Source organism: Streptomyces sp. NRRL S-455 (assembly GCF_000717875.1).
Classification (GTDB): Bacteria; Actinomycetota; Actinomycetes; order Streptomycetales; family Streptomycetaceae; genus Streptomyces.
Genome location: NZ_JOCT01000019.1, coordinates 31766 through 50219, shown reverse-complemented (window position 1 = coordinate 50219; position 18454 = coordinate 31766). Strand labels below are relative to the sequence as shown.

Genomic DNA, 18454 nt, shown 5'->3' with positions numbered 1-18454 from the left:
GGACCACGCCCCACCAGTCGTCCGCGAGCAACCGCACCCCGGCGTACGCGGCGAGCGCGAAGGAGCAGGCGAGCAGCAGAAGCTGGAAGGGGCTCCCGACGGGAATCCGCGGCCGGCGCATCACAGGTCTCCGAACGTCATCCGGGCCACCCACTTGGTGTTGAGCACACCGGGCGCCGCGGGCACGATGATCCGCGCCGGGAAGCCGTGATCGGGGGACAGCTCCTCGCCGTTGACGTACAGGGCGAGCAGGGAACGCGGGTCGGCCACCTGGTTGGCGCGCAGGGCGGCTCTCCGGAAGGCGCCGCGTCGCTGCAGGGACTCGACGAACAGGTCCGGCGGGTCGCCGTCGTACCCGACGAGCGCCGCGAGATCACGCAGCCGCACGCCGCGCCACCACTGGTCCGACGTCGACCAGCCCTCCACACAGGCGATGGGCAACGCCGCGCTGTGCAGCGTGAGTCCGGCGAGATCGGCGCGGCTGAGGCGGACGGTGCCCGTGCGGCCCGTGACGACGAGCCGCCAGGCGTCCTCGCCCGTCTCCGCCGCGTCGATCCGGGCGTACGCGGCGGTCTTGTTGATCTGGAACCCGTTCGGGCCGCTGCCGGGGTCGCCGCCGCCGTGCGGTGCGAGGAGGGCGGTGCGCCGCAGGCCGTCGACGTTCTGCCCGACCGTCGTCGCGAACAGCAGCAGCGAGCCGCCCCCGACGAACCACAGGGCGCCCCGGCGGGAGACGGTCGGCTCGGCGGGACGCGGTGTCACCAGGTCGTTCTTCTCCTCCTCCGTCACCTCCTTCTCCTCCCGCAGGTGTCGCAGATTGCTCAGGGCGATGGGCATCTTCAGCACCACGTGGGCGACGAACGCGGCGAAGAACACCCACGCGCCGTAGAAGTGCAGCGGGTAGAAGGAACCCGGGAAGACGTAGTCGAGCTGGACGTTGAGCACACCGGTCACGAACTCGAACAGCGCGCCGCCCACCAGGAGCAGCAGTGAGATCCGCTCCAGGGCGTGTGCGAGCGAGCGGGCCGGCGGCAGTGCGAACAGCCTCGGGATCACGGACCAGAGTTTGGCGAGCAGGACGGGGATCAGGGTGATGCCGAGGGTGACGTGGACGCCCTGGTTGAGGCGGTACAGCCAGTGCGGGCCGGTCGGCCAGTCGAAGAGGTAGAAGCCGAGGATCCCCTTTTCCGGGGTCTGGTCGTTCACCGGCGACAGGTCCGGGTTGTAGGCGGCGTAGGACACCAGGCCCGTCACGAACAGCACGGTGATGCCGAAGAGGAGGACGAGGCCCAGCACCGAGGTGAACCGGGGGCCGCGCAGGGGGCTGCGCCAGAAGCCGGACGAGGAGGGAAGCCGTGGGTCGTCTCGCATGGCCCGACCGTAGGCCCGGACCACCCCCGGAAAGGGCGCTCAACCGATGACGAAACGCTGACGTCCGGCCCGGACGGCGGTCCGTGCCCGCCCTGTCGGCCTAGCGTTCCGGCTGTGACCCGCTCCCTCCGCCGTGACCTGTACGCCGCCGGGGCCGCCACCGTTCTGGTGACGGTCGCCGTGCTGGTCGGCCGCCACATCCAGTTCACCCACCACACGCTGTTCGTCAACTGGCCGCCGGTGCTGGGGTCCTGGGGACCCCACCTGGGCCCCGGCACTCCCGCGGCCCTCGTGGTCGCGATCGCCGCCGTGGCCTACGGCCCCACCCTGGCGGCCCGTCTTCCCTGGCGGGTCCTGCTGCCGACGGCCTGGGGCACGGCGACGGCGTGGATCTTCTCCCTGGCCCTGATCGACGGCTGGGACCGCGGCATCGCGCGCAGGCTCACCACCCGCCACGAATACCTCCAGGTCATCGACCGCTTCCACGACATCCCGGCGGCCCTGGGGACCTTCACCGACCACATCCTGCTCGACTCCCCCGACAACTGGCCCGCCCACATCGCCGGCCACCCGCCCGCCGCCACCCTCACCTTCGTCCTGCTCGACCGGATCGGACTGCGCGGTGGGGGCTGGGCGGGCGTGTGGTGCATCGCCGTGGGGGCGACGGCCTGCGTGGCGGTGCTGGTCGCGGTCCGCGCCCTGGCCGGTGAGGCACTCGCGCGCAGGGCGGCGCCCGTCCTGGTCCTGGCCCCGGCCGCCGTGTGGATGGGCACCTCGGCCGACGCGTACTTCGCCGCGGTGGCGGCGTGGGCGGTGGCGCTGCTGGCGCTGGCGGTCACCCGCCGGTCCACGATGGGGGTCCCCCCGCTCGAGCGAAGCCGAGAGTGGGGGAGGGCGGGGGCGTCCGGGCTGCTGTTCGGTCTGACCTGTTACCTGTCGTACGGCCTCACGCTCGTCGCGCTGATCGCGGCGGCGGTGCTGCTGCTCGGCCGGCGCGGGGTCCGGGAGCGCCCCGCCCTGCTGGTGCCGCTGCTCGCCGGACTGGCGGTGGTGCCGACGGCGTTCACGCTCGCCGGGTTCGACTGGTGGGAGGCGTACCGCCTGCTGGTCACCCGGTACTACCAAGGCGCGGGCGGTACCCGTCCCTACGGTTACTGGGTGTGGGCCAACCTGGCCTGCACGGTGTTCATCACGGGCCTTGCGACAGCGGCGGGGCTGCGGCGGACGGGTGCCGTGCTGCTCCGGCACCGCACCGGGTCCCGCGCTGACCTACGCCTCGCGCTCCTGGTGTCCGCCGCGCTCCTCGCCCTGCTGGTCGCCGATCTGTCCGGCATGAGCAAGGCGGAGACGGAGCGCATCTGGCTGCCGTTCGCGGTGTGGCTGCTCCCGGCCTGCGCGCTCCTTCCCCGCCCCCGCGCCTGGCTCACCGCCCAGGCGCTGCTCGCCCTGCTCCTCAACCACCTGCTGCTCACCGGGTGGTGAGGCGCCGCCGGGCCTACGACCCGTCGCCCTCCAGGTCCCCCTCCGTCTCCAGGTAGGCCTGCCGCAGGCCCTCCAGCACCGCCGGGTCGGGCTTCTCCCACATGCCGCGGGACTCCGCCTCCAGCAGCCGCTCGGCGATGCCGTGCAGGGCCCAGGGGTTGGCCTGCTGGAGGAACTCGCGGTTGGCGGGGTCCAGGACGTAGGTCTCGGTGAGCTTGTCGTACATCCAGTCGGCGACCACGCCGGTGGTGGCGTCGTAGCCGAACAGGTAGTCGACCGTGGCGGCGAGTTCGAAGGCGCCCTTGTAGCCGTGGCGGCGCATCGCCTCGATCCACTTGGGGTTGACGACGCGGGCGCGGAAGACCCGGGACGTCTCCTCGACGAGGGTGCGGGTGCGGACCGTCTCGGGGCGGGTGGAGTCGCCGATGTACGCCTCGGGGGCGGTGCCGCGCAGGGCGCGGACGGTGGCGACCATGCCGCCGTGGTACTGGAAGTAGTCGTCGGAGTCGGCGATGTCGTGCTCGCGGGTGTCCGTGTTCTTCGCGGCGACCGCGATCCGCTTGTACGCCGTCTCCATCTCCTCCCGGGCCGGGCGGCCCTCGAGTTCCCGGCCGTAGGCGTAGCCGCCCCAGACGGTGTAGACCTCGGCGAGATCGGCGTCGGTGCGCCAGTCGCGGGAATCGATGAGCTGGAGCAGGCCTGCGCCGTAGGTGCCGGGGCGGGAGCCGAAGATGCGGGTGGTGGCGCGGCGTTCGTCGCCGTGCGCGGCCAGGTCCGCCTGGACGTGGGCCCGTACGTGGTTGGCCTCGGCCGGTTCGTCCAGCGAGGCGGCGAGGCGTACGGCGTCGTCCAGCAGGCCGATGGTGTGCGGGAAGGCGTCCCGGAAGAAGCCCGAGATGCGCAGGGTGACGTCGATGCGGGGGCGGCCCAGTTCCTCGTACGGGATGGCCTCCAGGCCGGTCACGCGGCGCGAGGCGTCGTCCCAGACCGGGCGGACGCCGAGCAGCGCGAGGGCTTCGGCCACGTCGTCGCCGGCCGTGCGCATCGCGCTGGTGCCCCACAGGGAGAGGCCGACGGAGGTGGGCCAGTCGCCGTTGTCGGTGCGGTAGCGCTCCAGCAGGGAGTCCGCGAGTGCCTGGCCGGTCTCCCAGGCGAGGCGGGAGGGGACGGCCTTGGGGTCGACGGAGTAGAAGTTGCGGCCGGTCGGCAGGACGTTCACCAGGCCGCGGAGCGGGGATCCGGAGGGGCCGGCCGGGACGAAGCCGCCGGCCAGCGCGTGGACGGCGTGGTCGATCTCGGCCGTCGTCGCCGACAGGCGCGGCACGACCTCGCGGGCCGCGAACTCCAGGATGGCGGCGACCTGTTCGCCGTGCTCGGTGGGGACGGCGGCCGGGTCCCAGCCCGCGTCCTCCATCGCCTGGACGAGCGTGCGGGCCTTGTCCTCCGCTTCGTCGGCGGTCGTACGGGTCGCCGCGGACTCGTCCAGGCCGAGGGCTTCCCGGAGGCCGGGCAGGGCCGTGGCGCCGCCCCAGATCTGGCGGGCGCGGAGGATGGCGAGGACGAGGTTGACGCGGTCGGCGCCCCGCGGTGGGTTGCCGAGGACGTGCAGGCCGTCGCGGATCTGGGCGTCCTTGACCTCGCAGAGCCAGCCGTCGACGTGCAGGAGGAAGTCGTCGAAGCCGTCGTCGTCCGGGCGGTCCTCCAGGCCGAGGTCGTGGTCGAGCCGGGCGGCCTGGATGAGGGTCCAGATCTGGGCGCGGATCGCCGGGAGCTTGGCGGGGTCCATGGAGGAGATCTGGGCGTACTCGTCGAGGAGTTGCTCCAGGCGGGCGATGTCGCCGTAGGAGTCGGCGCGGGCCATCGGCGGGACGAGGTGGTCGACGAGGGTGGCGTGGACGCGGCGCTTGGCCTGGGTGCCCTCGCCCGGGTCGTTGACCAGGAAGGGGTAGATCAGGGGGAGGTCGCCGAGGGCGGCGTCGGGGCCGCAGGCGGCGGACAGGCCGGCGTTCTTGCCGGGCAGCCACTCCAGGTTGCCGTGCTTGCCCAAGTGGATCATCGCGTCCGCGCCGAAGCCGCCGTCCTCGGCGCGGGCGGCGATCCAGCGGTAGGCGGCCAGGTAGTGGTGGGAGGGCGGCAGGTCCGGGTCGTGGTAGATCGCGATCGGGTTCTCGCCGAAGCCGCGCGGCGGCTGGATGAGGATCAGCAGGTTGCCGAAGCGCAGGGCCGCGAGGACGATGTCGCCCTCCGGGTTGCGGCTGCGGTCGACGAACATCTCGCCGGGGGCCGGGCCCCAGTGCTCCTCCACCGCCGTCCGCAGCTCCTCGGGGAGCGTGGCGAACCAGCGGCGGTAGTCGGCCGCCGGGATGCGGACCGGGTTGCGGGCGAGCTGCTCCTCGGTGAGCCAGTCCTGGTCGTGGCCGCCCGCCTCGATCAGCGCGCGGATCAGCTCGTCGCCGTCGCCGGAGGCCAGTCCCGGCACCTCCGTGTCCGTCCCGAAGTCGTAGCCCTCCTCGCGGAGCCGGCGGAGCAGGGCCACCGCGCTCGCGGGGGTGTCCAGGCCGACCGCGTTGCCGATGCGGGAGTGCTTGGTCGGGTACGCCGAGAGGACCAGCGCGAGGCGCTTGTCGGCGGGCCGGATGTGCTTCAGGCGTGCGTGGCGTACGGCGGTTCCGGCGACCCGGGCCGCGCGCTCGGGGTCGGCGACGTAGGCCGGGAGGCCGTCCTCGTCGATCTCCTTGAAGGAGAACGGGACGGTGATGAGGCGCCCGTCGAACTCGGGGACGGCGATCTGGCTGGCCGCGTCGAGCGGGGAGACGCCCTCGTCGTTCTCCTCCCAGTCGGCGCGCGAGCCCGTGAGGCACAGGGCCTGGAGGATCGGGACGTCCAGTGCGGTGAGCGCGCCCGCGTCCCAGGACTCGTCGTCGCCGCCGGCCGATGCCTCGGCGGGCTTGGTGCCACCGGCGGCGAGGACGGTGGTGACGATGGCGTCGGCGCCGCGCAGTTCCTCGATCAGCTCGGGCTCGGGGGCGCGCAGGGAGGCCACGTACAGCGGCATCGGCCGGCCGCCCGCGTCCTCGATCGCGTCGCACAGGGCGCCCACGAAGGCGGTGTTGCCGCTCATGTGGTGGGCGCGGTAGTAGAGCACGGCGACGGTCGGGCCGTCGGCGCCGTCGCGGGGCGTGCGCTCCAGCGGGCCCCAGGTCGGGGCGGGGGCCGGTGCCTCGAAGCCGTGGCCGGTCAGCAGGACCGTGTCGGAGAGGAAACGGGCGAGCTGCTCCAGGTTGGCCGGGCCGCCATGGGCGAGGTAGGCGTGCGCCTCGGCTGCGATGCCGACCGGGACGGTGGAGGCGGCCATCAGCTGGGCGTCCGGGGCCTGTTCGCCGGTGAGGACGACGACCGGGCGGCCGTCGGCGAGGAGCAGGTCGAGGCCCTCCTGCCAGGCCCGGATACCGCCGAGGAGGCGGACGACGACCAGCTGGACACCGTCGAGGAGGCCGGACAGGTCGTCGAGGGCGAGGCGGGCGGGGTTGGCGAAGCGGTACGGGACCGGCCCGGCCGCCGCGCGTGCGCTGAGCAGGTCGGTGTCGGACGTCGACAGGAGCAGGATCATGCGGCGTCTGGCCTTCCTCGGGGTGTCCGCGCCCCGGGCGGTGGTAGGACGGCGGGAGTTCCTGGCTCACCCTGCCCCGTACGGGCCGGGCTCACAGTGGCGGGACCGCGCCGGACTCGCACCGGGCTTCCTCCCCTGTCGCCGTCATGGCGTCGGCGGACCGGATGATCCGCCGCGGATCATAGTAAGGGGCAGGGGAAAAGGGCAGGGAGTACACCTGGTGTGATGGTAGGTATGCTCGCCGCCATGCCCACGCCTGCCCTTCGTTCAACGCCCCAGGCCACAGTGGTCTCCCGGGACCGCGGTGACGCCTGCCCGGGGACGCTGCGGCTGCACGCGGCGGACGACGGCGCGCTGGCCCGGGTCCGGATTCCCGGCGGCGTCCTGACCGTCCGGCAGGCGGAGACGCTGGTCGACGCGGCGGAGCGGCTGGGTGACGGGGAGCTGCATCTGACCTCGCGCGGAAACGTGCAGCTGCGGGGTCTGGACGGTGGCTGCGGCGGGGAGTTGGCCGGGCTGCTGGAGGCGGCCGGGCTGCTGCCCTCGCACGGCCACGAGCGGGTGCGCAACGTCGTGGCCTCACCGCTGTCCGGCCTCGACGGGCGGGGCGTGCTGGACGTACGCCCCTGGCTGACGGCTCTCGACGCGGCGCTGTGCGCGAGCGAGGCGGCGCGGGCCCTGTCGGGGCGTTTCCTGTTCGCGCTCGACGACGGACGCGGCGACGTGGCCGGGCTCGGTGCCGACGTGACGGTACGGGCGGCGGCGGACGGCGGCGCGCAACTCGGCCTCGGTGCCGCCGGAGACGCGCTGCACGTCTCCGCCGAGGATGCGGCCCGGGCCGCGCTGGTGGCCGCGGAAACCTTCCTGGAGGCAGCTCGGACGAGCGGCGCGCGGGTCTGGCGAGTGGACGAACTGGGCCTTGAAGGTGGCGAGTTGCTCGACCTGCTGGGCCGACACCTCACGGCCGTGGGCATCCGCCACGAGCGACGGACCCGGGACACCGGCCGCACGGACGGCCCGTCCCCGGGAGTCATCGGCACCGGCCTCTCCGTGCACGTGCCGCTGGGACGGCTGTCGGCGCACCAGTGGCGCGAACTGACACATATCGCCCCCGATGAACTGCGTCTGACCCCATGGCGAGGTGTGGTTCTTCCCACACAGGGGGTTCCCACGGACGAGTCCCTCGCCCGCCTCGCCGCCGCCGGCCTCGTCACCGACCCCGGCTCCCCCTGGCTCCGCGTCGGCGCCTGCGTCGGCAGGCCCGGATGCGCCAAGTCGCGTGCCGACGTACGGACCGACGCGGCGGGGGCCCTCGGCACGATCGAGCCGCGTGGCCTCCCTCTGTACTGGTCCGGGTGCGAACGCCGCTGCGGGCACCCCCGGGGCGACCGCGTCGACGTGGTCGCCGCCGAGGGAGGCGGCTACCGGCTCTCCACCGCCGTGAGCGGCCAGGAGCCCCGGACCACCTCACTGGACGACCCCGCCCGACTCGCCACCGCCCTGGCGGCGATCACCCCATGAGCCGCAAGACGACCGAGAGCAGTGTGAACACCACCGTGACCACGTACGACTACGAGAAGGACGGCCCGGCCATCTACCGCCAGTCCTTCGCCACCATCCGAGCGGAGGCGGACCTGGCGGCCCTGCCCGCCGACGTCAGCCAGGTCGCGGTCCGGATGATCCACGCCTGCGGGATGGTCGACCTCGTGCGGGACCTGGCCTACACACCGGCCGTGGTGGCCCGTGCCCGCGAGGCACTGCGCGCCGGCGCGCCCATCTTCACCGACGTGCGGATGGTGGCCAGCGGCGTGACCCGCAAGCGGCTCCCCGCCGACAACGACGTGCTGTGCACCCTCTCCGACCCGGCCGTCCCCGAACTCGCGGCGAAACTCGGCACCACCCGCAGCGCCGCCGCGCTGGAGCTGTGGCGGGACCGGCTGGAAGGCTCGGTGGTCGCCGTCGGCAACGCGCCCACCGCCCTGTTCCGGCTGCTGGAGATGATCGACGAGGGGGCTCCCCGCCCGGCCGCCGTCATCGGCGTCCCGGTCGGCTTCGTCGGGGCCGCCGAGTCCAAGGACGCCCTGGCCGCGCACCCGTCCGGCCTGGAACACCTGGTCGTGCGCGGCCGTCGCGGGGGCAGCGCCATCGCGGCCGCCGCGCTCAACGCGATCGCGAGTGAGGAAGAGTGAGCGGGAAGCAGTCCACCGCGGGGCGGCTGTACGGGGTAGGGCTCGGCCCGGGCGACCCGTCCCTGATGACCGTACGGGCCGTCGAGGTCATCGCCGAGGCCGACGTCATCGCGTACCACAGTGCCCGGCACGGCCGTTCCATCGCCCGCTCGATCGCGGCGAAGCACATCCGTGCCGACCACATCGAGGAGCGACTCGTCTACCCGGTCACGACGGAGACCACCGACCACCCCGGCGGCTACAAGGGCGCGATCGAGGAGTTCTACGCCGAGGCGTCGGCCCGGCTCGCCGCGCACCTGGACGCGGGGCGGACGGTCGCGGTCCTCGCCGAGGGCGACCCGCTCTTCTACGGCTCCTACATGCACATGCACAAGCGGCTGGCCGACCGCTACGACACCGAGGTGATCCCCGGCGTCACCTCCGTGTCCGCCGCCGCCGCCCGGCTGGGCACCCCGCTCGCCGAGGGCGAGGAGGTGCTGACCATCCTGCCGGGCACGCTGCCCGAGGAGGAGCTGACCGCGCGGCTCGCCGCGACGGACGCGGCGGTGGTGATGAAGCTGGGCCGCACCTTCACCAAGGTGCGGAACGCCTTCGCCGATGCGGGGCGGCTGGACGAGGCCCGGTACGTCGAACGCGCCACCATGACCGGGGAGCGGCTCGGCGAACTGGCCGACGTGGACGCGGAGTCGGTGCCGTACTTCTCGGTGGCGGTGCTGCCCAGCCGGGTCGACGCCGAGCGGCCTCAGACCCCGGAGCGGGGCGAGGTCGTCGTGGTCGGGACCGGGCCGGCCGGCCCGCTGTGGCTGACGCCCGAGACCCGGGGCGCCCTGGCCGCCGCCGACGACCTCGTCGGCTACACGACCTACCTCGACCGGGTGCCGGAGCGGCCCGGCCAGATCCGGCACGGCTCGGACAACCGGGTCGAGTCGGAGCGCGCCGAGTTCGCCCTCGATCTGGCCCGGCGCGGCCGGCGGGTCGCGGTCGTCTCCGGCGGCGACCCGGGCGTCTTCGCCATGGCGACGGCCGTCCTGGAGGTCGCCTCCCAGAAGGAGTACACGGACGTCCCGGTGCGGGTGCTGCCCGGCGTGACCGCCGCCAACGCGGCAGCCGCCAAGGCGGGCGCCCCACTCGGGCACGACTACGCCACCCTCTCCCTCTCCGACCGGCTCAAGCCCTGGGAGGTCATCGCCGAGCGGCTGCGCGCGGCGGCCTCGGCGGACCTGGTGCTGGCCCTGTACAACCCGGGCTCGCGCAGCCGCACCTGGCAGGTGGGCAAGGCACGCGAACTGCTGCTGGAGCACCGGGCTCCGGACACGCCGGTGGTGGTCGCGCGGGACGTGGGCGGCACCGGCGAACGCGTGCGGATCGTACGCCTGTCCGACCTGGATCCGGCCGAGGTCGACATGCGCACGATCCTGCTGGTCGGCTCGTCACAGACGCGGGTCGTACAACGCGGGAACGGCGAGGAGATCACCTGGACACCGCGTCGCTACCCGGAGGACAGGGCCGGCGGGGCCTCCTGAACACCCGGAGCCCTCGTCAGTCTCCCTGCGGGAGGCGGTTCACCACCCACCGGGCCGCCGCCTCCGGGTCGGGCACGACCGGGACGCCCTCCGGTACCGGCGGCCGGCGGACCACGACCACCGGCAGCCCGGCCTCCCGCGCCGCCGTCAGCTTCGGCGCGGTGGCCGTCCCCCCGCTGTCCTTGGTCACCACGACGTCGACACGGTGGCGGCGCAGCAGCTCGCGCTCGCCGTCGAGGGTGAACGGACCTCGGTCGAGCAGCACCTCCATGCGGGCCGGATGCGGAGGCTCGGGCGCGTCCACGGACCGTACGAGGAACCACAGCTCGTCCAGCTCGGCGAACGCGGCCAGCCCCATCCGGCCGGTGGTGAGGAACACCCGCCGGCCCAGCGCGGGCAGCAGCCGCGCGGCCTCCTCCAGGGAACCGGCGTCGTGCCAGTCGTCGCCCTCGACGGGGACCCAGCCGGGGCGCCGCAGGGCGAGCAGGGGAACATGGGCGGTGGCGGCGGCACGCGCCGCGTGGAAACTGATCGTCCCGGCGAAAGGGTGGGTGGCATCGATGAGCACATCCACCCGGTGCTCCCGCAGCCACGCGGCCAGCCCCTCCACCCCGCCGAAGCCACCGACCCGCACCTCACCGGGCGGCAGCCGCGGGCTGGCCACCCGCCCGGCGAGGGAGCTGGCCAGCCGCAGCCCGGGTGTCCCGTGGAGCAGTTCGGCGAGCCGCCGGGCTTCCGAGGTCCCGCCGAGAATCAGTACGTGCATGGAAGTCCAGATCCGTTCATGAGCAGCGAAGTGAAGGGCGGCCGCAGGGCCCAGCTGGAGCACACCGGCCTGCGGCCAGGCTGGACCACCGGCGCCTGTGCGACGGCGGCCACGACAGCGGCGTACACCGCCCTGCTGACCGGTGAGTTTCCCGACCCTGTGACCATCACCCTGCCGAAGGGGCAGACACCGTCGTTCGCGCTGGCGGCCGAGGAGCTGGGCGACGGGTACGCGATGGCGGGGATCGTGAAGGACGCCGGCGACGACCCGGACGTCACCCACGGGGCGCTGGTCCGGGCCACGGTACGGCACCTGCCCGCCGGGGCCGGCGTCGTCTTCAGGGCAGGTCCCGGGGTCGGCACGGTCACCCGGCCCGGCCTGCCCCTGCCCGTCGGCGAGGCGGCCGTCAACCCCGTCCCGCGCCGCATGATGGGCGACCACGTCGCCGAGGTCGCCGCCCGGCACGGCGGTTCGGGCGACGTCGAGATCACCGTCTCCGTGGACCACGGCGAGGAGATCGCCCGCTCCACCTGGAACCCCCGGCTCGGCATCCTCGGCGGCCTGTCCATCCTGGGCACCACCGGCATCGTCGTCCCGTACTCCTGCTCGGCGTGGATCGACTCCATCCGGCGGGGCGTGGACGTGGCCCGGGCGGCGGGCCGTACGCATGTCGCCGGCTGCACCGGGTCGACGTCGGAGAAGACGGTCGTGGCCGAGTACGGCCTGCCCGAGGACGCCCTGCTCGACATGGGCGACTTCGCGGGCGCGGTGCTGAAGTACATCCGCCGCCACCCCGTCGACCGCCTGACCATCTGCGGCGGCTTCGCCAAGCTCTCCAAGCTCGCCGCCGGCCACCTCGACCTGCACTCGGCCCGCTCCCAGGTCGACAAGGGCTTCCTCGCCGGACTGGCCCGGCGCGGCGGCGCGGACGAGGCCCTGGCCGGCCAGGTGGCCGAGGCCAACACCGGCCTCGCCGCACTCCAGTCGTGCCTCGCCGCCGGGGTTCCGCTCGGCGACCTGGTCGCCACGACCGCCCGCGACGAGGCCCTGGCCGTGCTGCGCGGCGCGCCGGTCGCGGTCGACGTGATCTGCATCGACCGGGCGGGGACGGTGGTGGGACGCAGCACCGTGGCCTGACGGCCGCTCACCGTTCTCGGCGCACGGGCGGTTCCCCCTGCTCTCAGCACACGTGGCGTTCCCACCGTTCTCAGCACACGTGGCGTTCCCGCTCCGGCGAGTACAGGTGGCTGTCCCGGAACTGCTCCGCTCCCAGCGTCCGCCCCACCATGATCACCGCCGTGCGCTGCACACCGGACTCCTTCACCTTCCCGGCGATCTCCTCCAGCGAGCCGCGGATGACGAGCTCGTCGGGGCGGGACGCGTAGGCGACGACCGCGGCGGGACAGTCGGCCCCGTAGTGCGGAAGCAGCTCCTCGACGACACGGTCCACGTACTTGGCGGCCAGGTGCAGCACGATCAGCGCCCCGCTACGGCCGAGGGTGGCGAGGTCCTCACCCTCCGGCATGGCGGTGGCCCGGTTGGCGACGCGGGTGAGGATCACGGTCTGCCCGACGGTCGGCACCGTCAGCTCCCGCTTCAGCGAAGCCGCCGCGGCGGCGAAGGCCGGTACACCGGGGACGACCTCGTACGGCACCCCGGCCGCGTCCAGCCGCCGCATCTGCTCGGCCACCGCGCTGAACACGGACGGGTCCCCGGAGTGCAGCCGGGCCACGTCGTGTCCCTCCTCGTGGGCCCGCACCAACTCGGCCGTGATCTGGTCCAGGTCGAGCTGCGCGGTGTCCACCAGCCGGGCGTCCGGCGGGCATTCGGCGAGCAGTTCACGCGGGACCAGGCTGCCCGCGTACAGGCAGACCCGGCAGGCGGCGAGCGTGCGGGCACCGCGCACCGTGATCAGGTCGGCGGCACCGGGTCCCGCACCGATGAAGTACACGGTCATCTGTCTGCTCCTGGGAAAGGGGTCGAGAGTTCGCTGCGCGTCTTCGCGCGTTACCGGGTGTCGTCACGCGTCTCTACGCGTCTTTCTGAACGGCCCACTGGGTCACCGGCATCGCCTGCCGCCACCCGGTGAAGCCGCCCACGGGGACGGCGTGGGCCACGGCGAGCCGCACCAGCTCCCCTCCGAGGCGGCGGCGGGCGTCGGCGAGCAGTGCCTCGGACTCCAGCGTGACGGTGTTGGCGACGAGACGTCCACCGCCGGGCAACGCCTCCCAGCAGGCGTCCAGGAGACCGGGCGCGGTGAGCCCGCCGCCGATGAACACGGCGTCCGGCGGAGGCAGTTCGGCCAGCACGGCGGGAGCGGCGCCGGTGACGACACGCAGCCCCGGCACGCCCAGCCGCTCGGCGTTGCGCCCGATCCGGTCGGCCCGCACCGGGTCGCGCTCCACGCTCACCGCCCGGCAGGACGGGTGGGTCCGCATCCACTCGACGGCGATCGAACCGGACCCGCCTCCGATGTCCCACAACAGCTCACCGGGCGCGGGCGCGAGCACGCCCAGCGTGGCGGCGCGGATGTGCCGCTTGGTGAGCTGTCCGTCGTGCTCGTACGCCTCGTCCGGCAGTCCGGGCACGGCGCCGAGGCGCAGGGCGTCCGGGGCGCGGCGGCATTCGACGGCGACGATGTTGAGGGGATCGCCGGGCGGATGCGGCCATGCGTCGGCGGTGGACTCGGCGGTGGCGCGTTCCGTCTCCCCGCCCAGTTGTTCGAGAACGCGCATCCGGCTGGGCCCGAAGCCCCGCTCCCGCAGCAGCGCGGCGACCTCGCCCGGGGTGGTGGCGTCCGCGCTGAGGACGAGGAGGCGCCGGCCGTGGTGCAGGGCGGCGGCCAGACGGGCGGAGGGCCGGCCGACGAGCGTGACCACCTCCACGTCCTCCAGGGGCCAGCCGAGCCGGGCGGCGGCGTAGGAGACGGAGGAGGGGTGCGGCAGGACGCGCAGGGCGTCGGTCTCCTCGGCGAGGGCGCGTCCGATGCCGTAGAACATGGGGTCCCCGCTGGCCAGGACGGCGATCCGGCGGCCGGCGTGCGCGGCGAGCAGGCCGGGGACGGCGGGGCGCAGCGGCGAGGGCCAGGCGACGCGCTGCCCGGCGCACTCGGGCGGCAGCAGGTCCAGCTGGCGCGCTCCCCCGATCAGAACCTCGGCCTCGGACAGTGCGGCACGGGAGACGTCGGGCAGGCCTGCCCAGCCGTCGGCCCCGATCCCGACGACGGTCACGGCGGCGGTCGGTGCGGGGAGTGCGGGCGTCACTGCTCGATACCTCGGCGTTCGGGGGCAACAGAGCCGCACTCTACTGGGCGCTGACCAGCACACTCTCGCTCGGGTACGCGCCCTCCGCGCCAGGCCCCGGCGACCGGTCCCGTGGCCGACGGGAGACCACGGACGTAATATGAGGAAGCGATTGGCTCACGCGCCGGGAACCAGCATCACTCCCGTGACCGTGAAACAAAGGTGCTCCGTATGACGACACTGACGGAATACACGGAAGAAATCGGGGAACCAACAATCGCGGACGGTCCCGCCGCCTGGCGTATCGCCCGCGAATCCGGGGAACTCGACGTGAACTCCCCCTACAGTTACCTCCTGTGGTTCCGCGATTTCGCGAAAACCTCCGCGGTGGCGCGCGGCGACAACGGCACACTGGCGGGTTTCACCACCGGATACCGCCGCCCCGACCGGCCCGACGTACTCGTCATCTGGCAGATCGCCGTGACAGGAGGCAACCGCGGACGCGGTCTCGCCGGCGCCATGCTCGACCACCTCACCAGCCGACTGCACACACAGAGCGTCCTGCACCGGGTCGAGACCACCGTCACCCCGGGCAACACCGCATCCCACCAGCTGTTTCTCTCCTTCGCCGAACGACACAGGGCACCGTTGAAGCGTGAACTTCTCTTTCCCGCGGAGCTGTTCCCGGATGCCCACGAGCCCGAGTACCTGTACCGCATCGGACCACTGCGTTAGACAGAACGCGGTGTGGCCGTGGGGTGCACCGGCGCACGGACTCCTCCCGCACCTAGGAGTGTCATGACGAAAATGCAGCCGGATCTGAGCGTTTTCGAAACCCTCGAATCCGACGTACGGAGCTACTGCCGAGGCTGGCCCACCGTATTCGTCCACGCCCGGGGAAGCCACCTCCGCGACGAGAACGGCCGCACCTACGTCGATTTCTTCGCGGGCGCCGGTTCGCTCAACTACGGCCACAACGACCCCGCCCTGAAACGGGCCCTCATCGACTACATCGAGACCGATGGAATAACCCACGGTCTCGACATGGCCACCACCGCCAAGCGCGCGTTTCTGGAGGCTTTCCAGAACCTGGTGCTGGGACCGCGTGAACTGCCGTACAAGGTGATGTTCCCCGGCCCGGCGGGCACCAACGCCGTCGAGGCCGCGCTCAAGCTGGCCCGCAAGGTGAAGGGGCGCGAGGCGATCGTCTCCTTCACCAACGCGTTCCACGGCATGTCCCTCGGGGCGCTGGCCGTCACCGGCAACGTCGTCAAGCGGGCCGGAGCCGGCATTCCCCTCGTGCACGGCACACCCATGCCGTTCGACCACTACCTCGACGACCGGGTCCCCGACTTCCTGTGGTTCGAGCGGCTGCTCGACGACCAGGGCTCGGGCCTGAACAAGCCCGCCGCCGTGATCGTCGAGACGGTGCAGGGCGAGGGCGGTGTCAACGTGGCCCGCGGCGAGTGGCTCCGGGAGCTGGCCGAGCTCTGTCACCGGCACGACATGCTGATGATCGTGGACGACATCCAGATGGGCTGCGGACGCACCGGCGCCTTCTTCTCCTTCGAGGAGGCCGGCATCACACCCGACATCGTCACGCTGTCGAAGTCCATCAGCGGCTACGGACTGCCGATGTCGCTGTGCCTCTTCCGGCACGACCTGGACGTGTGGGAGCCGGGCGAGCACAACGGCACCTTCCGCGGCAACAACCACGCCTTCGTCACGGCGACCGCCGCGCTCGGGACGTACTGGACCGACAACCGGATGGAGAAGCAGACCATCGCCCGCGGGGAACAGGTCGAGCAGGCGCTGCAGACGATCCGCGACGAACACCCACACCTCCACGCCGCCGTGCGCGGACGGGGGCTGGTGTGGGGCATGGCGTTCCCGGACGAGTGGCGCGCAACGGCAGTGGCCCGCCGCGCCTTCGAACTCGGGCTGCTGGTCGAGACGTCCGGGCCCCGCGACGAGGTCGTCAAGCTGCTGCCCGCCCTCACCACCAGCCCGGAGGAACTGGACGAGGGGCTGCGGATCCTCGCCCGAGCGGTACGGGAGACCACGTGATAGTCCGGTCACTGAGCGAGATCGAGAACACCGAGCGCCACATCAGGGCCGCCTCCGGCACCTGGGAGAGCAAACGCCTCGTGCTCGCCAGGGAGAAGGCCGGTTTCTCACTCCACGAGACCGTGCTCTACGCGGGCACGGAGACGTCGATGTGGTACGCGCATCACGTCGAGGCCGTGCTGTGCGTCGAAGGCGAGGCCGAACTCACCGACCACGAGACGGGCGAGACCCACTGGATCAAGCCCGGCACGATGTACCTGCTCGACGGCCACGAGCGGCACACCCTCCGCCCCAAGACGGACTTCCGCTGCGTGTGCGTCTTCAACCCCCCTGTCACAGGCTGGGAGGACCACGACGAGAACGGTTCCTACCCGCCCCCGAGCCCGACGCCTGACCCCTGACGGAAGGGGACCGCCCATGACCGCGACCACCACGGCCGTCCAGGACTTCTACCCGACCCGTGGCCCCGCCGAGGTCGTCACAAGCCGCCGGGACCCGGTCGTCTGGGGGCCGCCCTCCCCCGGCCTGAAGTCGTACGAACGCGACGGCTTCCTGACCGACGGTCACCTGCTCTCCGACGACGAGACCGATACCTACCGCGCCGAACTCGACCGGCTGATCCACCACCCGGCGCTCGGCACCGATGAACGCTGGATCATCGAACCGAAGACACAGCAAGTCCGGTCGGTGTTCGAAGTCCACAAGATCAGCGATGTCTTCGCCGACCTGGTACGCGACGAACGCGTGGCAGGCACCGCCCGCCGCATCCTCGGCTCCGACGTGTACGTCCACCAGTCCCGGATCAACGTCAAGCCGGGCTTCGGCGCCTCCGGCTTCTACTGGCACTCGGACTTCGAGACATGGCACGCCGAGGACGGCCTGCCGCGCATGCGGACCGTTTCCGTGTCGATCGCCCTGACCGAGAACCACGACACCAACGGCAGCCTCATGATCATGCCGGGCTCGCACCGGACGTTCATCGGCTGCGCCGGCCGCACACATGCACGGCTCCGGCGACAACATCACGCCGTTCCCGCGCAGCAACGTCTTCATCGTGTTCAACAGCGTGGAGAACACGGCGGTGGAACCGTTCGCGGCACCGGTACGGCGGCCGGAGTTCATCGGGGCGCGGGACTTCACGCCGGTGAGGTGAGATCCGATGCCGAGGGGCCGGCGGGAGGGTCGTGCGGGATCACCGCAACCGGGGCGGCGGCATGGTGCAGCAGAGCCTGGGTCACCGGCCCGATGTGAGCGCCGACCGCTGTCCGACGGATCCGGCGGCCCACGACCACCAGCGCCGCATCCTGGGAGGCGTCGACCAGGTGACGGCCCGCGCCGCCGACCGTGGCCTGCGGGCTGATCTCCACGGCGGGGTACTTCTCCTGCCACGGGCGCAGCACGTCGGACAGTTCGCGCCGCACCTGCGTGGCCATCTCGTCGTTCAGGTCGGGCATGAGCTCGCCGCCGTAGTGGTAGGGCGGCAGTGTCCAGCCGTGGATGATCCGCAGACGCGCCGCCCGCCGCGAAGCCGCGTCGAACGCGAAGTCGATCACCGCGCTGCTGGGCTCGTGCAGGTCGAGGCCGAGGACGACGTCGCGGTGGCCGGGGGCGGCGGCAAGGCCGGACGCCGAGTGCCCCGGCGACGGTTCCTCCTCCCACTGCCCGCCAGGCCGCACGAGGACCACCGGCCGCTCGCACCGGGCCAGGACGGAGAGGGAGACGGAGCCGAGCAGGAAGCCGGTGAGCTGGCCCAGACCGCGGGATCCCAAGACCAGCAGCTCGGCGTCCTCGGAGGATTTCAGCAAGGCCGGGACGGGCGAACCGGGGACATCCTCCACGTCGATCCGCAGACCGGGAAGGCGGCGGGCGAAACCAGTCCGTGCCTCGTCCAGCAGGCGCTGCGCCCCCGCGCGCTGAAGGTCGCTCGGCGGCACCGGCACACCGAGCCCGGCCGCCGGCGCGTAGGCGGGGGGCTGCCATTCCCAGGCGCTCACCAGCCGCAGGGGCAGGTCACGGAGCCGCGCTTCCCCTGCGGCCCAGTCGGCGGCGGCCAGGCTCTGCGGCGAGCCGTCCAGTCCGGCGGTGATGGTGCGGGTCATGGGTACCTCCTTCAGGCTGCGTCAAGTCTTCGGTCCGCGGGGGCGTTGCCGGCAGGGCCCACTGGTCCCGGCCCGGCGGCCGACGGTCCCGGGCCCCGGCCCCGG

Annotated in this window: 14 protein-coding genes, 1 pseudogene and 1 riboswitch; of the genes and pseudogenes, 9 read left to right on the top strand and 6 right to left on the bottom strand. The window is 72.8% G+C overall.

Annotated features, from left to right (window positions below):
- Nucleotides 1-120: 120 nt before the first annotated feature.
- Nucleotides 121-1371 (bottom strand): molybdopterin-dependent oxidoreductase, encoded by a 1251-nt coding sequence (locus tag IE97_RS0124125; RefSeq protein WP_030244304.1) that lies wholly within the window; start codon nucleotides 1369-1371, stop codon nucleotides 121-123.
- A gap of 114 nt (nucleotides 1372-1485) precedes the next feature.
- On the opposite strand from IE97_RS0124125, the gene IE97_RS0124120 reads away from it, so the two are divergent.
- Nucleotides 1486-2853 (top strand): hypothetical protein, encoded by a 1368-nt coding sequence (locus tag IE97_RS0124120; RefSeq protein ID WP_030244302.1) that lies wholly within the window; start codon nucleotides 1486-1488, stop codon nucleotides 2851-2853.
- Nucleotides 2854-2866: 13 nt separating this feature from the next.
- Here the strand turns inward: IE97_RS0124120 and cobN are convergent, their stop codons facing one another.
- On the bottom strand, nucleotides 2867-6463 hold the full coding sequence (cobN, locus tag IE97_RS0124115) for a cobaltochelatase subunit CobN (RefSeq protein WP_030244299.1): 3597 nt from the start codon (nucleotides 6461-6463) through the stop codon (nucleotides 2867-2869).
- 55 nt (nucleotides 6464-6518) lie between these two features.
- Nucleotides 6519-6596: riboswitch (cobalamin riboswitch) on the bottom strand.
- Nucleotides 6597-6697: 101 nt separating this feature from the next.
- Between cobN and cobG the strand changes: the two genes are divergently transcribed.
- Genes cobG through IE97_RS0124100 form a run of 3 tightly spaced genes read left to right on the top strand, consistent with a single transcriptional unit; the run spans nucleotide 6698 to nucleotide 10175 of the window.
- On the top strand, nucleotides 6698-7984 hold the full coding sequence (cobG, locus tag IE97_RS0124110; RefSeq protein ID WP_030244295.1) for a precorrin-3B synthase: 1287 nt from the start codon (nucleotides 6698-6700) through the stop codon (nucleotides 7982-7984).
- Complete coding sequence (locus IE97_RS0124105) at nucleotides 7981-8652, top strand: precorrin-8X methylmutase (RefSeq protein ID WP_106975422.1); 672 nt, start codon at nucleotides 7981-7983, stop codon at nucleotides 8650-8652. Before cobG ends, IE97_RS0124105 begins: the two co-directional genes overlap by 4 nt.
- Complete coding sequence (locus tag IE97_RS0124100; RefSeq protein WP_030244289.1) at nucleotides 8649-10175, top strand: precorrin-2 C(20)-methyltransferase; 1527 nt, start codon at nucleotides 8649-8651, stop codon at nucleotides 10173-10175. The genes IE97_RS0124105 and IE97_RS0124100 overlap by 4 nt, the downstream gene beginning before the upstream one ends.
- Before the next feature lie 16 nt (nucleotides 10176-10191).
- On the opposite strand, the gene IE97_RS0124095 is transcribed toward IE97_RS0124100, so the two are convergent.
- Entirely contained in the window at nucleotides 10192-10941 is a 750-nt protein-coding gene (locus IE97_RS0124095) for a cobalt-precorrin-6A reductase (RefSeq protein WP_030244286.1), read from the bottom strand.
- 18 nt (nucleotides 10942-10959) lie between these two features.
- Between IE97_RS0124095 and IE97_RS0124090 the strand changes: the two genes are divergently transcribed.
- Nucleotides 10960-12078: a cobalt-precorrin-5B (C(1))-methyltransferase gene (locus tag IE97_RS0124090; protein WP_030244284.1), complete on the top strand. Its 1119-nt coding sequence runs from the start codon at nucleotides 10960-10962 to the stop codon at nucleotides 12076-12078.
- A 70-nt stretch (nucleotides 12079-12148) separates the two neighbouring features.
- On the opposite strand, the gene cobM is transcribed toward IE97_RS0124090, so the two are convergent.
- Both cobM and IE97_RS0124080 read right to left on the bottom strand, forming a co-directional pair.
- Nucleotides 12149-12898: a precorrin-4 C(11)-methyltransferase gene (gene cobM, locus IE97_RS0124085; RefSeq protein WP_030244281.1), complete on the bottom strand. Its 750-nt coding sequence runs from the start codon at nucleotides 12896-12898 to the stop codon at nucleotides 12149-12151.
- Between the two features lie 73 nt (nucleotides 12899-12971).
- Nucleotides 12972-14204, bottom strand: coding sequence for a bifunctional cobalt-precorrin-7 (C(5))-methyltransferase/cobalt-precorrin-6B (C(15))-methyltransferase (locus tag IE97_RS0124080; RefSeq protein WP_030244278.1), 1233 nt, complete (start codon nucleotides 14202-14204; stop codon nucleotides 12972-12974).
- A 210-nt stretch (nucleotides 14205-14414) separates the two neighbouring features.
- Here IE97_RS0124080 and ectA point away from each other — a divergent pair, with 210 nt between their 5' ends.
- The 4 genes and pseudogenes from ectA (at nucleotide 14415) to IE97_RS38650 (ending at nucleotide 17403) form a co-directional block, all read left to right on the top strand.
- On the top strand, nucleotides 14415-14918 hold the full coding sequence (gene ectA / locus IE97_RS0124075; protein ID WP_030244275.1) for a diaminobutyrate acetyltransferase: 504 nt from the start codon (nucleotides 14415-14417) through the stop codon (nucleotides 14916-14918).
- Nucleotides 14919-14981: 63 nt separating this feature from the next.
- On the top strand, nucleotides 14982-16250 hold the full coding sequence (gene ectB, locus IE97_RS0124070) for a diaminobutyrate--2-oxoglutarate transaminase (protein WP_030244274.1): 1269 nt from the start codon (nucleotides 14982-14984) through the stop codon (nucleotides 16248-16250).
- A complete protein-coding gene (locus IE97_RS0124065) occupies nucleotides 16247-16651 on the top strand; it encodes an ectoine synthase (RefSeq protein ID WP_030244273.1) in 405 nt (134 codons plus the stop codon). Before ectB ends, IE97_RS0124065 begins: the two co-directional genes overlap by 4 nt.
- Before the next feature lie 16 nt (nucleotides 16652-16667).
- Nucleotides 16668-17403: pseudogene (locus tag IE97_RS38650) on the top strand (phytanoyl-CoA dioxygenase family protein).
- Here the strand turns inward: IE97_RS38650 and IE97_RS0124055 are convergent.
- Nucleotides 17387-18349, bottom strand: a complete 963-nt coding sequence (locus tag IE97_RS0124055) for a universal stress protein (protein WP_051705087.1) — start codon at nucleotides 18347-18349, stop codon at nucleotides 17387-17389. The pseudogene IE97_RS38650 and the gene IE97_RS0124055 sit on opposite strands and share 17 nt — an antisense overlap.
- Nucleotides 18350-18454: the final 105 nt, after the last annotated feature.

Bases quoted from the DNA above. Each gene is read 5' to 3' on its own strand.
- IE97_RS0124125 (WP_030244304.1), bottom strand. From the start codon at position 1,371: ATGCGAGACGACCCACGGCTTCCCTCCTCGTCCGGCTTCTGGCGCAGC.
- cobN (WP_030244299.1), bottom strand. From the start codon at position 6,463: ATGATCCTGCTCCTGTCGACGTCCGACACCGACCTGCTCAGCGCACGC.
- ectB (WP_030244274.1), top strand. From the start codon at position 14,982: ATGACGAAAATGCAGCCGGATCTGAGCGTTTTCGAAACCCTCGAATCC.
- ectA (WP_030244275.1), top strand. From the start codon at position 14,415: ATGACGACACTGACGGAATACACGGAAGAAATCGGGGAACCAACAATC.
- cobM (WP_030244281.1), bottom strand. From the start codon at position 12,898: ATGACCGTGTACTTCATCGGTGCGGGACCCGGTGCCGCCGACCTGATC.
- cobG (WP_030244295.1), top strand. From the start codon at position 6,698: ATGCTCGCCGCCATGCCCACGCCTGCCCTTCGTTCAACGCCCCAGGCC.
- IE97_RS0124095 (WP_030244286.1), bottom strand. From the start codon at position 10,941: ATGCACGTACTGATTCTCGGCGGGACCTCGGAAGCCCGGCGGCTCGCC.
- IE97_RS0124055 (WP_051705087.1), bottom strand. From the start codon at position 18,349: ATGACCCGCACCATCACCGCCGGACTGGACGGCTCGCCGCAGAGCCTG.
- IE97_RS0124090 (WP_030244284.1), top strand. From the start codon at position 10,960: ATGAGCAGCGAAGTGAAGGGCGGCCGCAGGGCCCAGCTGGAGCACACC.
- IE97_RS0124105 (WP_106975422.1), top strand. From the start codon at position 7,981: ATGAGCCGCAAGACGACCGAGAGCAGTGTGAACACCACCGTGACCACG.